We start from the raw sequence: 12557 nt of genomic DNA on the forward strand, positions 1-12557 counted from the left end.
AGGGCAATCAATGCGCCAAACAAAGGAGAGCGTCATGGAAAAGAAAATCGCCATTGCTGCCACATCCGTTGCTGCATTGTTTATCGGCGGGACTATTGCAGTCGTTCAATTGAACAAAGCGCCGCAGGATTTTGCACAATGCGGGGCAACCGCAGTTGCGGGCAGCGCAATTGGCGGACCGTTCGAATTGGTCGATTCCGATGGCGAAACTGTTACTGACGCAGATGTAATTACTGGCCCGTCAGTGATTTATTTCGGCTATACGTTCTGCCCTGATGTGTGTCCTCTGGACGCGATGCGCAACGCCCAAGCAACTTATATTTTGGATGAAAAAGGGATCGAGGTTACGCCGATCTTTATTTCGATCGACCCCGAACGCGATACACCAGAGGTCGTCGGAGAGTTCGCCAGCAATTTTCATGAACGTATGATTGGCCTGACAGGATCGCTCGAACAAACCGATGCGGCATCCAAGGCATATCGCACGTATTATAAGAAAGAAGAAAACGGCGATCCTGAATATTACCTCGTGGATCATAGCATTCAGTCGTATTTCAACATTCCCGGTTATGGCGTAATTGATGTGTTCGGGCACACTGAAACGCCCGAAAATGTGGCCCAGCGTATGGAATGTCTGATTGATATGACTGGCTGATTTGACGAAACTGTTTGTCAGGGCTACCTGTAGGGTACGCGAAAAGAGGCAGATCGTATGGACGTAAAAGCTCTGGATCTGGGAGAGGACAATTCGCTTCTTCTGGTTGATGATGACGAACCGTTTCTGAAACGGCTGGCAAAAGCTATGGAAAAGCGCGGATTTTCTGTCGAAACGGCAGGGTCTGTCGTGGCTGGCAAAGCGATTTCAACTGCCCGTCCGCCAGCCTATGCGGTGATCGACCTGCGGCTAGAGGATGGAAATGGTCTGGACGTCGTGGAAACCCTGCGCGAACGCCGCCCTGACAGCCGCATCGTTGTGTTGACGGGATACGGTGCGATCGCGACGGCTGTTGCTGCGGTAAAAATCGGTGCGACTGATTATTTGTCGAAACCAGCTGATGCGAATGACATTATCAACGCCTTGTTGCAGACGGGCGATGAACTGCCGCCGCCCCCAGAAAACCCGATGAGCGCGGACCGCGTCCGTTGGGAACATATCCAGCGCATCTACGAATTGTGTGATCGCAACGTGTCGGAAACCGCGCGTCGCCTGAACATGCATCGCCGCACGTTGCAGCGCATTCTGGCGAAACGCAGCCCTAAATAACGGCCTCGCTGCGCAGCCATTTGATGAACGTGGCGCGTTTAGATGACACAGACTCTTTGCGAGTTACGATGTAATATCCCACACCGCGCGGTTTCGTGCGGGCGATGGGAATGATCGTTCCTGCGTCCAGCTCTGCCTTGACCAGTGGTTCCATCAATACCGCAATGCCTGATCCTGTTGCCAATGCGGCGCGGACGCTGCCCATTGTGGGCAGACTGCGAATGGTTGATTGATCGTCTAGCCACCCTTCCTCTTTCGCCCATTCGATCGGCTCCAGATGGTTTTCATCGAAAAGCCAATCCATTTTGCTTAGATCGCCGTCCATCAGGCGGGGGATATCGCGCACAATCTGGGCAGAGCCGCAAATGACAAATCGCGCTTCGGTTAGCAATTGATTGTCCGTCCCTGCCCAATTGCCCCGTCCGTAGCGAATGGCCAGATCAACGCCGTCAGATTGGAAATTAACCAGATCATGCGACGTTCGGATCGCGAGTGGAATATCGGGGTGTTTGGACCAAAACCGCGGTAGCCGAGGCATCAGCCAGTTCTCAGCGAAATTCGACGTTGTCGATATAACCAGCGGCGCATCAGTTTTGTCCGCCGTTAAATCACGAACCGCAGAAATAATCGTACCAAACCCAAGGTTCAGTTCAGCGGACAGTTTTTGACCAGCTGCAGTCGGGACCATGCGGTTGCCCTGACGTTTGATCAATGGCTCTCCGAAATAGTCATGAAGAGCGCGGATATGTTGGGCAATCGCCGCGTGGGTGACGTTTAATTCAGTCGCTGCTGCCGTCAGATTGCCAGTCCGACAAGCCGATTCAAACGCGCGCAGCGCAGCCAATGATGGGATGTTGTGCCAGTCCATATTGTAAGTTTGGCTTACATCATGACATTTTTCAAGATTCGCGAATTTGGGCAGGCACGCTGTAAAGGTTAACCACCCAATCAGGAGGTTTACCCATGTTATGCGTATTTAATTCGATGTTTTCCGCAGCAACACGCCGCCAAACCCGTTCAGGGTATTCGCATTTCGAACGGGAGCTTCGCCGTGTTCAGGACGATAAAAATCTAACACCTTCCGAACGCGAAGATTTTCGCCGCGCATTGCTGCGCAGCTATATGCGTTAAAGCTGCGCCAGTAATTCGTTGTGCCGTGCGGTGTAGTCATTCCGCGCGTGGACAGGCGGGCGCAGTTTCAATTCAAATTGCGCGGCAAAGCTGCGGTCGATTTTACCAAAGAATTTGTCGGCCTCGGCTTCGGTGAAACCTGCGATGCGGGTTGCCTCTAACCATGCGCTGACCAGGTCTGCCTTTTTGATCTGGCGTTTGACGGTTGCAGGCAATTTGGCGGGCAGGCCGAATTTAATGTGAATGGCCGCGGTCAGCCGTTCATCCAGATCTTTGTAGCTGGGGCCAACGGATGCTTTGACGGGGCTGATCATATCGCCAATGACGTATTCGGGCGCATCATGCAGCAACGCGGCCAATTGCCATTTCGCGGGTGCCTTGGGATTTTGGGCGGTGAAAATCTGTTCAACCAGCACGGAATGTTCGGCAACAGAATAGGGCCAATCGCCCATGGTTTGCCCATTCCAGCGCGCAACAAAAGCCAGCCCGTGGGCGATATCTTCGATTTCGATATCCATTGGGGTTGGGTCCAACAGGTCCAAACGACGCCCCGAAAGCATACGTTGCCATGCGCGTGGTTGTTTAGCTGCCATGTTTTCACCCGTTCGTTCCGTTGCCCGATAGGGATTACAGTGCTATCTGTCCCGCGACAATTGAATTGGAGATGCGCTCATGGCCGCAGATTATGTAGTTAAGGATATCGCTCTTGCCGCGTTTGGCCGCAAAGAGCTGGATATTGCTGAAACCGAAATGCCTGGCCTGATGGCCACCCGCGAAGAATATGGCGACGCGAAACCACTGGCTGGTGCACGCATCGTTGGATCGCTGCATATGACGATCCAGACCGCTGTTTTGATCGAAACCTTGGTCGCGCTGGGCGCTGATGTGCGCTGGGCGTCGTGCAACATTTTTTCGACCCAAGACCACGCAGCGGCAGCCATCGCCGAAGCAGGCGTTCCTGTGTTCGCGATCAAAGGCCAAAGCTTGGAAGAGCACTGGGACTACTTGGACAAATCTTTCCAGTTTGAAGACGGTCCAAACATGATCCTGGACGATGGCGGGGACGCAACGCTGTACGTTCTGCTGGGTGCACGTGCCGAAGCTGGCGAAGACATTATTCCGGTGCCTCAGTCCGAAGAAGAAGCCGTGATCAAAGCGCAGATCAAAAAGCGTATGGAGCAATCCCCAGGCTGGTTCACCAAAGTCCGCGACCAGATCAAAGGCGTGTCCGAAGAAACCACCACAGGCGTTCACCGTCTGTATGATCTGCACAAAAACGGCCAGCTGCCGTTCCCTGCGATCAACGTGAACGATTCCGTCACCAAATCGAAATTTGACAACAAATACGGCTGTAAAGAATCGCTGGTTGACGGCATTCGCCGTGCGACAGACGTAATGATGGCTGGTAAAGTGGCTGTTGTTTGCGGTTATGGCGACGTTGGCAAAGGCTCGGCTGCTTCGCTCGCTGGCGCTGGTGCCCGCGTAAAAGTAACCGAAGCCGACCCGATCTGCGCCCTGCAGGCCGCGATGGACGGTTTCGAAGTCGTCCTGTTGGAAGACGTTGTTGCTGACGCTGACATCTTCATCACCACCACCGGCAACAAAGACGTCATTCGCATCGAACACATGCGCGAAATGAAGGACATGGCGATCGTTGGTAACATCGGTCACTTTGACAACGAAATTCAGGTCGCCTCTTTGAAAAACCACAAATGGACCAACATCAAAGAACAGGTCGACATGATCGAAATGCCTTCGGGCAGCCGTCTGATCCTGTTGTCCGAAGGTCGTTTGCTGAACCTTGGCAACGCAACGGGTCACCCATCGTTCGTGATGTCGGCATCCTTTACCAACCAGGTTCTGGCGCAGATCGAACTGTGGCAAAACGGCGATGACTACCAGCCGGGCGTTTTCATCCTGCCAAAGCATCTGGATGAAAAAGTGGCGCGTCTGCATTTGGCGCGTGTTGGCGCGAAACTGACCACCCTGTCCCCTGATCAGGCGGCATATATCGGTGTGACCCCAGAAGGTCCGTTCAAGCCCGAACACTATCGCTACTGATCTAATGTGATCCATAAACCGCCGGTTCAGGATGCTGAGCCGGCGGTTTTTCTATGCTCTAAGGGGGAAAAATTCGCCCGAACGTGCGAATTCTGACGAATGCTCGGATTTTGTCTTTACCCAACAATCTTTCACGAATTAGGCTCTTGGCATCCAGACACGAAATGGGCGTGTGAATTTATTGAAGGGGCACAGAAATGGGCAAGCGTGACGACCTGATCGCAAAATATGCGGAAGATCTGAAAGAAAAATGTGGCATGACACCAGATATGGATCTGCTGACAAAAGTAACCATTGGTTGCGGTCCAGCTATCTATAACGCGGATGCGTCGACCGTTGCGGGCAGCCAGCCAGCTGAACTAGAAACCGTGAAAAACAATTTCCTGATTAAAAAATTGGGCCTGTCCGATGGTCCAGAGCTGATGGAAGCAATCAACTCGGTTATCGAAACTTACGGTAAATCCGAGCGCAACAAATACCGCGCGGTGATTTACTACATGCTGACCAAACATTTCGGCAAAGAGTCGATCTACAGCTAATCGATCGATATCGATGAAAATGCGAAAGGCTTTTCCTTTGTGGAAAAGCCTTTTTTGTTTTTACATACCCCCACGGTCCAACGTGTGGGAGCGTCGGGTGACACAGCGGGGCGGTGCATGTGCGCGGCCCCGTTTTGATTAGAACAGGTTCAAAACCGCGCCGATCACGGCGCAGCCAAACACCGCATAGCCAGCATCAATCAATGTTAATTTGAACGGCCGGCCACCGTAGGCGTTGTTGATCATGATCCAAGGGCTGATAAAAAACGCGCCGATCCCCAATCCAGAAATCAGGCCTCCGCCAATCGTCATAACGCCGGATGATGCAAATACGTGGCGCATCATGCCAGCGACGAAAATCATCGCGACCATTGCCATGATATAGGGTTTTGGATCGCTGCTGTTTTTGGGTTTGCCGTCCGCGCCTTTTTCGATTTGCGCAGCGGCCATCCATGGTTCAGCCAAAAGCATGTACCACACCGCGCCAAAGGCAAATCCCGCGATCGCGGCCACAATTACGTTTAAAAATTCCATATCAAAGCCCCCGTTAATTGGGTTTAGTATCGGGGGCTTTGTTTTGTTTGGCTATCTAAATTCCGCCAAGGTCGCAGATGATTTTCCATTCATCTGCGGTCACAGGCTGAACCGATAGGCGAGAATTTTTCAACAGAACCATGTCTTTCAGGCGGTCGTCTTGTTTGATCTGTTCCAGCGTGACAGCGCGTTTTAGCGGTTTGACGGCGCGCACATCCACGCAGTCCCAACGTTCATCATCCGTCGTGCTGTCAGGGTGGGATTCAGCGCAGATCTCAACAATCCCCACGATTTCCAGCCCGCTGCGCGAATGGTAGAAAAACCCCTGATCGCCCAGTTTCATGGCGCGCATGTTGTTGCGCGCCTGATAATTTCGAACGCCGTTCCATTCTTCGCCTTTGTCCCCTTTGGCGACCTGATGATCCCAGCCCCAAACGTCGGGTTCGGATTTAAACAGCCAATAGGCCATTAGCCGATCACCTTTTTCCATTCTTCGATGCGGACTTTTTCGAACAGGTCTGCCTTGGCGTATGGATCGTTTTCAGCCCAAGCAATCGCGGCAGCGCGGTCGGCAACGTCCAGAATGATCATCGATCCGTGCATTTCGCCCGCCTCGTTAATGAACGGGCCCGCCATTTCGACAACGCCGGTGTCTTTGATGTAGGCCAGATGCGCCTCGCGGGTGTCTAGTCGGATTTGCAGAGCGCCGTCTTTGTCTTTGGTGATGATGGCAAAACGCATGTTATTCCTCTTTCAATGGGCGGCGCAGCAATACGGCGATGGCTTCGGCGACGCTGCAATCGGTTGTTAATATGTCTTGAAGCATGGACACAATCGGCATGTCGATGCCTTTTTCAGCGGCCAGTTTCGCAACTGCGTGGGTCGTGGCGACGCCTTCGACGGTGGTGTTTTCGGTGAATTTATCCGTCCGCCCAATCGACAGGCCATAGCGATAGTTTCGCGACAATTCCGACGTGCAGGTCAGAACCAGATCGCCAAATCCCGACAAGCCCATTAGCGTTTCGGGTTTCGCGCCCAATGACGCGGCCAGACGCATGGTTTCGGCCATGCCGCGGGTCATTAATGCCGCGCGGGCGCTATCGCCGATGCCTTCGCCGATGCAGGCGCCGCAGGCAATCGCGTAGACATTTTTCAGCGACCCGCCCAGTTCCGCGCCAATCACATCCGTGGTGCGATAGAACCGCAGATTACCAACAGAAAGCGCGTTCTGCATCAGCTCGCCCGCCTCCATATCGGCACAAGCCAAAGTCAGCGCGGTTGGTAACCCTTTGGCGATGTCAGCGGCAAAGCTGGGCCCAGTTAGCAGGCCAACGGTCGCAGATGGAACGCTGTCTTGGATAGTCGAGGCCGTCCCGCGCATAGTTTCCGTATCGATGCCTTTGGCGCAGGAAACGACCATTTTGCCCGCCAGTTTTTCGCGATGTTCGGCGACAAATCTGCGGAATTGCTGCGCAGGGATTGCCAACAGAATGATGTTGGCCGCGAAAACATCGTCCAGATCATGGGTCGCGGTCAAATTGTCGGGCAGGGTGACGTCAGGTAGGCGTGGGTTCGCACGACCTTTGTTGATCTGGTTCACCGTATCCGCGTTGCGTGCCCAGATCGTAATCGGCTGGCTAGAGCAAAAAGAGACCGCTAGTGCGGTTCCGAACGCGCCGGCACCTGCGATTGCGATCTTCATGCTTTGGCCCCCTTTTTCCCTGACCCTAGCATTGCTGCCGCGCGGTCGTCCAATGGCCAACGTGGGCGGGCCTTGAACGTCATGTCGTCAACGTCGCCATTCATCAGACGTTCTGCACCAGCATAGGCAATCATCGCCGCGTTATCTGTACACAGGGCCATAGGCGGCGCAGTGAATTCAGTCTCTAATTTGGCGCAAAGGTCCATTAATGCCGCGCGGATTGGCCCGTTTGCTGCCACGCCGCCTGCGATCGCAAACACGGAATTTACGGGGTTTAGTTCGCGGTATTCCAGCAATGCGCGGCGCGTTTTTTCGACCAGAATATCGGTGACCGACGCCTGAAACGCCGCGGCCAAATCCGCGCGATCTTGTACTGTTAATCCGCCTTTTTCATCAACCACAGCATCGCGAGCCCGCAACAAAGCGGTCTTTAGACCCGAAAACGACATATCGCAGCCGGGGCGGTCCAGCAGTGGGCGGGGCAGTTTGAACCGTTTCGGATCGCCATTCGCGGCTGATTTTTCCACATGCGGGCCACCAGGTTGCGGTAGACCCAAAAGACGCGCGGTTTTATCAAATGCTTCGCCCGGCGCATCGTCGATGGTGCCGCCAATGCGGCGGAAACGATCTGGGCCTTCGGCAATCAGGAATTGGCAGTGGCCGCCCGACACCAGCAACATCAGATAGGGAAAGGTCACATTGTCCGTTAGGCGCGGGGTCAGTGCGTGACCAGCCAAATGGTTCACGCCCACGATGGGCAGACCCGTGGCCGCCGCGATCCCCTTGGCGCACATGACGCCCGATAAAACGCCCCCGATCAAACCTGGGCCAGAGGTCACGGCAATACCGTCCAAATCGGTCAACGCCAGCCCTGTTTCGGCCAGCGCGGCCTCTACACATAAATCGACGCGTTCGGCGTGGGCACGGGCGGCGATTTCAGGCACGACGCCACCGAAATCGGCGTGCAGGTCGTTTTGGCCTTTTACAACTGATGAAAGAACAGTCGCTTCGCTGCCAACGCGCACAATAGCGGCGGCTGTATCGTCGCAACTGCTCTCAATTCCTAGGATGGTGATCGTTTTGGTCATCGGGTCCGCTTGCGCCTGTTTAGATGGCAGGTAACATCTGACGCGTAACTGAACAATGGTAAGGCGGCTATGACCATCCTTCTGCTAACGCGTCCACGGCTGGATTCCGAAAGATTTCTGGATGCGGTGACCAATGATTATGGCCCCATTAAATCTGTTATTTCGCCTGTCATGGAAATTATTCCGTTAGAGGTCTCGTTGCCGGATTGTGACGAGGTCATTCTGACCTCTGCGAATGGCGCACGCCAAGCCGCACGGTTGGGCGTTCCGCATGGGACACGGGCATGGTGTGTGGGCAACCGTACTGCACAGGTCGCAAAACAAGCCGGATTAGACCCTATTTCAGCTGGAAAAGATGCAGATGCACTGGTTAACTTGATTTCGTCCGAACAAACCAGACGCCTGTGCCATCTGCGCGGAACGCACGCACGCGGTGATGTCGCACAACGGTTGACGCAACTGGGTAAAAATTGTGCCGAAGCAATTTGTTACGATCAAAGGGCCTGTCCGCCAGATCCCGACGCACTAGATGCAGTTTCGGGGACCGATCCTGTGGTGCTCCCCTTGTTTTCGCCCCGCAGTGCTGTGTTGATACCAGCAATTGTTAATGCTCCGGTTCATGCGATTGCGATGAGCCATGCAGTTGCCGCCGAATTGGCAGATTTGGGGGTCGATACGGTGGTTGTCGCGGATCGGCCAGATTTTGATTCGATGGTTGCGGCGACCTGTCGCCGATTGTTTGCGCTATAGCTGGTGTAGTTAGCTTGAGACCATATTATGCAGCCATTAGGTTGCGCCTAAGTAGTATTCGTTCGCGAGGATTCGACATTGGAAGACGATAAAAACAAAAAGGTCGAAGACCAGACTGAAGCATCAGTCGAAGACGACGAAAAAATTGAAGACGCAGAAATTATTTCAGAAACCGCAGGTGATACCGACGCGGACGACACGTCTGAAAATGAACCAGACGCAGTAGATGCAGAGGTCGACGATGCCGCGCCAGAGGCTGATCAGGACACTGTAGAGGAAGAGCCAGAAGTTACGTCTGCACCTCCCGAACCTGTCGCCGCTCCAGTGATCGTTGAAAAACGACGCGGTGGATTTTTCCCTGCTATTTTGGGCGGGTTGATTGCGGGCGGTTTGGGCTACGGCGCTGCATATCTGACGCTGCCGCAGCTAAACGCAGAGACCGAAGCCGCGCAAACCAGCGAGATTCAGGACATCAAAACGGGCATTTCGGATTTACGGTCTATCTTTGCTGAATTTGATCCTGAAACCATGGTTGATGCTGCTGTTGGCGGCCGATTGGATGCAATCGAACGCGATATTACTGGCCAGTTTGCGATATTGACCGACAAAGTTAACAACTTTGAAGCGCGGGTTGCCCAGATCGAAGCCCTGCCCGTTGGCGAAGGTGAAACGGTTTCGACGATTATTGATGCGGTTGCGGCACAAACTTCAGAATTGCGCGCTGAACTTGCGACCCAGCAGGCCCGTATCCAAGAAATTGCAGATGCAGCCGCAGGACAATTGCAATCTGTTCGTGATGCAGCCGCAGCCGAAGAGGCCGCAGCCCGCGAAGCAGAGGAAACAGCCGCAAGCCGCGTTGCGTTGTCACGGGTGCAAACCGCGCTAGAGGCTGGAACGCCGTTTTCTGACGCGCTGGCCGATTTGCAAGATATCGCGGGCTCCGTCCCTCAGGCCATTTCGGATGTCGCTGCCAGCGGCGTTGAAACGCTAGCTGCCCTGCAAGATCAATTCGCTCCTGCAGCTCGGGACGCATTGGCAACAGCCCGCCGCGAAGGTGTTGCTGGCGAAACCGGTGCCGTTGGCGGATTTTTGGGCAATTTGTTCAACGTCCGTTCGGTCGAACCGCGCGAAGGCGATGATGCGGATGCGATTTTGTCCCGTGTCGGTGCCGCGGTCCGCGATGGCCGTTTGGCGGATGCGATTGCGGAAATCGAAACGCTCCCTCAAGTCGCGCAAGACGCTTTGTCCACTTGGACGGAGGCTGCCAAAGCGCGCGTCGATGCGGTTTCGGCTGCAAACGATCTTTCTGTTAACCTTAATCAGTGAGGCACGCCATGATGCTCTGGTCCCTACTTAAGATTCTGGCCTTTGTCCTTGGCGTGACCGCGCTGACCTATGGCGCGTTAGAACTTAGCCGTCTGCAAGGCGAAATGTTCATCACATTCGCAGGCGTCGAACTGCGTCTCGGCCCGCTAGAGGTCGTGTTTGCACTGCTAGGTCTGATTGTTCTGACCTGGTTGATGTTCAAACTTATTGGTCTGACAATTGCGTTCTTGAAATTCCTGAACGGCGATGAAACCGCTGTGTCACGTTATTTCGCGCGCAACCGCATTGAACGGGGATACCAAGCCCTGTCCGAAGGCATGATGGCCGCAGCTTCTGGTGAAGGGCATTTGGCATTGGCCAAAGCAGCCAAAGCAGAACGTCTGTTGGATAAACCTGAACTAACAACCCTTTTGACCGCGCAAGCCGCCGAGGTCGCGGGCGATCGCCGCAAAGCGGAGCAAGCGTATAAGAAACTGGTTTCAGATGACCGTACCCGTTTCGTTGGCATTCGCGGGCTGATGCACCAAAAATTGTCGGATGGTGATACAGATACGGCGATGAAACTGGCTGAAAAAGCATTTGCGCTAAAGCCGAAACATTCCGACACTCAAGATACGCTGCTGAAACTACAGGCAGAAAAAGGGGATTGGAAAGGCGCGCGTCAAACGCTTGCTGCGAAGTTGAAGTCTGGCGATTTGCCCAAGGACGTACATCGCCGCCGTGATGCTGTTTTAGCATTGTCTGAACTGTCCGAACTAACAGACGAAAGCACCGGTATCGAAACGCAAGAAGCCGCGATTGCCGCCAATAAACAGTCGCCTGATCTGATCCCCGCTGCCGTCATGGCAGCCAAGGCGCACATCAAAGCCGGTAAGCCAAAATTGGCTGCGCGGGTACTGACCAAGGCGTGGGGCGTTGGGCCGCATCCAGATTTGGCGGCAGCCTTTGCTGCGATTGCGCCCGATGAAACGTCGGCTGAACGTCTGAAACGGTTCCGTGCGTTGACTAAGCTGAAACCAAATCATCCTGAAACGCGGATGCTTTTGTCAGAATTGCACATAGCTAACGGCGATTTCCCCGAAGCCAAACGCGCGTTGGGTACGTTAGTTGAAGAAGACCCAACAGCGCGCGTTCTGACGCTTATGGCGGCAATTGAACGTGGCAGCGGTGCGGACGATCAAGTCGTTCGTGGCTGGTTAGCAAAGGCACTGGTGGCACCGCGAGGCCCGCAATGGATCTGTGACAAATGTCACCACATTCACGCAGAATGGGCGCCGGTTTGCAGCCATTGCGCGGGTTTTGACACCTTATCTTGGAAAAACCCGCCCAAAGGCGACGTTACCATGCCTGCTGGTGTTGAAATGTTACCGCTGATTGTTGGTCCTGAACCAGTGACGGAAATGGACGATGTTGAAATCGTCCCAGACGCACCAGAAGTTTTGGAAGCTCAAAGCGAAAAATAACACTTTTCGGGGCGGCTTAGCAGTGCTAATAGCCGCTCCAGTGCCGGTGTAGCTCAGCTGGTAGAGCACGTCATTCGTAATGATGGGGTCGTAGGTTCGAGTCCTATCACCGGCACCATTTACCAGACATTCAGCCCGCAATTTGACCTTGGCAGGATATTGTTGGGGGGGCCGCGAATAGTTCGGTTAGGCCGCAGTTGCCACGTACCAGATCATCCAGTGTTAACATGTCCAGTTCGCGAAAAAACGCGTCCAACGCTCGCCCAATCGCAGATTTTAAACGGCACGCTGACACCAAAGGGCAGGTGTTCGTTTCTGGCGAAAAGCATTCGGTAAAGGGGACTTCGGATTCGAAGGCCCGAAATACGTCGCCAATGTTGATGTCGTTTGCTGTACGGGCCAGTTTGACGCCGCCAGTGCGTCCGCGGCTGGCTTCGATAAACCCATATTGGTTCAGTGCGTGAACAACTTGCGCCAGATGGTTGGCCGATGCGTTGCAGGCCTGCGCAATAACAGGCGAAGGGGTGATCTGATCGGGGTTGGTTCCGCAGAACATCAAGACCCGCAATGCAAGATTGGTGCGCGTGGTAAGCCGCATTTTATTCCCTTTACACTCAGCATTTTTGCCACATTCACCCGAATTGCGCTGTCCTGTAACTGATCCAGATCATATGAAAGCCGAAATTTCGGTATTTTTGA

At 54.0% G+C, this 12557-nt stretch carries 16 protein-coding genes and 1 tRNA gene; 9 read left to right on the top strand and 8 right to left on the bottom strand.

Translation table 11 applies throughout. The annotated features are described in order from the left end of the window. The first annotated feature begins 34 nt into the window (after positions 1-34). Together BVC71_RS07710 and BVC71_RS07715 are read left to right on the top strand one after the other, a co-directional pair. A complete protein-coding gene (locus BVC71_RS07710; RefSeq protein WP_086451052.1) occupies positions 35-655 on the top strand; it encodes an SCO family protein in 621 nt (206 codons plus the stop codon). A gap of 57 nt (positions 656-712) precedes the next feature. After that, positions 713-1264: an ActR/PrrA/RegA family redox response regulator transcription factor gene (locus BVC71_RS07715; protein ID WP_086451053.1), complete on the top strand. Its 552-nt coding sequence runs from the start codon at positions 713-715 to the stop codon at positions 1262-1264. On the opposite strand, the gene BVC71_RS07720 is transcribed toward BVC71_RS07715, so the two are convergent. Beyond that, a complete protein-coding gene (locus tag BVC71_RS07720; RefSeq protein ID WP_086451054.1) occupies positions 1257-2132 on the bottom strand; it encodes a LysR substrate-binding domain-containing protein in 876 nt (291 codons plus the stop codon). The two genes, BVC71_RS07715 and BVC71_RS07720, sit on opposite strands and share 8 nt — an antisense overlap. Positions 2133-2227: 95 nt before the next feature. Between BVC71_RS07720 and BVC71_RS15455 the strand changes: the two genes are divergently transcribed. Next, complete coding sequence (locus BVC71_RS15455; RefSeq protein WP_165767744.1) at positions 2228-2395, top strand: hypothetical protein; 168 nt, start codon at positions 2228-2230, stop codon at positions 2393-2395. Here the strand turns inward: BVC71_RS15455 and BVC71_RS07725 are convergent. After that, the gene (locus tag BVC71_RS07725; protein WP_086451055.1) at positions 2392-2988 is read right to left on the bottom strand and encodes a YfbR-like 5'-deoxynucleotidase; all 597 of its coding nucleotides are present in this window, start codon (positions 2986-2988) and stop codon (positions 2392-2394) included. The genes BVC71_RS15455 and BVC71_RS07725 overlap by 4 nt on opposite strands. 79 nt (positions 2989-3067) lie before the next feature. Here BVC71_RS07725 and ahcY point away from each other — a divergent pair, with 79 nt between their 5' ends. Beyond that, positions 3068-4456, top strand: a complete 1389-nt coding sequence (gene ahcY / locus BVC71_RS07730; protein WP_086451056.1) for an adenosylhomocysteinase — start codon at positions 3068-3070, stop codon at positions 4454-4456. A 197-nt stretch (positions 4457-4653) separates the two neighbouring features. After that, positions 4654-4995, top strand: coding sequence for a DUF2853 family protein (locus tag BVC71_RS07735; protein WP_086451057.1), 342 nt, complete (start codon positions 4654-4656; stop codon positions 4993-4995). 138 nt (positions 4996-5133) lie between these two features. Here BVC71_RS07735 and BVC71_RS07740 read toward each other — a convergent pair whose 3' ends face one another. Genes BVC71_RS07740 through tsaD form a run of 5 tightly spaced genes read right to left on the bottom strand, consistent with a single transcriptional unit; the run spans position 5134 to position 8319 of the window. Further along, positions 5134-5529: a DUF1761 domain-containing protein gene (locus BVC71_RS07740; protein ID WP_086451058.1), complete on the bottom strand. Its 396-nt coding sequence runs from the start codon at positions 5527-5529 to the stop codon at positions 5134-5136. 55 nt (positions 5530-5584) lie between these two features. Further along, complete coding sequence (locus BVC71_RS07745) at positions 5585-5998, bottom strand: EVE domain-containing protein (RefSeq protein WP_086451059.1); 414 nt, start codon at positions 5996-5998, stop codon at positions 5585-5587. Continuing rightward, complete coding sequence (locus tag BVC71_RS07750) at positions 5998-6270, bottom strand: YciI family protein (protein ID WP_086451060.1); 273 nt, start codon at positions 6268-6270, stop codon at positions 5998-6000. The genes BVC71_RS07745 and BVC71_RS07750 overlap by 1 nt, the downstream gene beginning before the upstream one ends. Before the next feature lies 1 nt (position 6271). Continuing rightward, positions 6272-7231 (bottom strand): NAD(P)H-dependent glycerol-3-phosphate dehydrogenase, encoded by a 960-nt coding sequence (locus BVC71_RS07755; protein ID WP_086451061.1) that lies wholly within the window; start codon positions 7229-7231, stop codon positions 6272-6274. Beyond that, positions 7228-8319, bottom strand: a complete 1092-nt coding sequence (tsaD, locus tag BVC71_RS07760; protein ID WP_086451062.1) for a tRNA (adenosine(37)-N6)-threonylcarbamoyltransferase complex transferase subunit TsaD — start codon at positions 8317-8319, stop codon at positions 7228-7230. The genes BVC71_RS07755 and tsaD overlap by 4 nt, the downstream gene beginning before the upstream one ends. 69 nt (positions 8320-8388) lie before the next feature. Between tsaD and BVC71_RS07765 the strand changes: the two genes are divergently transcribed. The 4 genes from BVC71_RS07765 to BVC71_RS07780 all read left to right on the top strand — a co-directional run bounded on the left by BVC71_RS07765 (position 8389) and on the right by BVC71_RS07780 (position 11976). Then, the gene (locus BVC71_RS07765; RefSeq protein WP_086451063.1) at positions 8389-9069 is read left to right on the top strand and encodes a uroporphyrinogen-III synthase; all 681 of its coding nucleotides are present in this window, start codon (positions 8389-8391) and stop codon (positions 9067-9069) included. Positions 9070-9147: 78 nt separating this feature from the next. Further along, positions 9148-10395: a COG4223 family protein gene (locus tag BVC71_RS07770; RefSeq protein ID WP_086451064.1), complete on the top strand. Its 1248-nt coding sequence runs from the start codon at positions 9148-9150 to the stop codon at positions 10393-10395. An 11-nt stretch (positions 10396-10406) separates the two neighbouring features. Next, positions 10407-11858 carry a heme biosynthesis protein HemY gene (locus BVC71_RS07775; protein WP_086451282.1) on the top strand — a complete coding sequence of 484 codons (1452 nt, stop codon included), beginning with the start codon at positions 10407-10409 and terminating at the stop codon, positions 11856-11858. Between the two features lie 42 nt (positions 11859-11900). After that, a tRNA-Thr gene (locus BVC71_RS07780) sits at positions 11901-11976 on the top strand. 12 nt (positions 11977-11988) lie between these two features. Here the strand turns inward: BVC71_RS07780 and BVC71_RS07785 are convergent. Further along, on the bottom strand, positions 11989-12456 hold the full coding sequence (locus BVC71_RS07785; RefSeq protein WP_086451065.1) for an RrF2 family transcriptional regulator: 468 nt from the start codon (positions 12454-12456) through the stop codon (positions 11989-11991). Between the last annotated feature and the right edge of the window lie 101 nt (positions 12457-12557).

Origin of the sequence: Marivivens niveibacter, from assembly GCF_002150005.2 — a bacterium.
Classification (GTDB): Bacteria; Pseudomonadota; Alphaproteobacteria; order Rhodobacterales; family Rhodobacteraceae; genus Marivivens; species Marivivens niveibacter.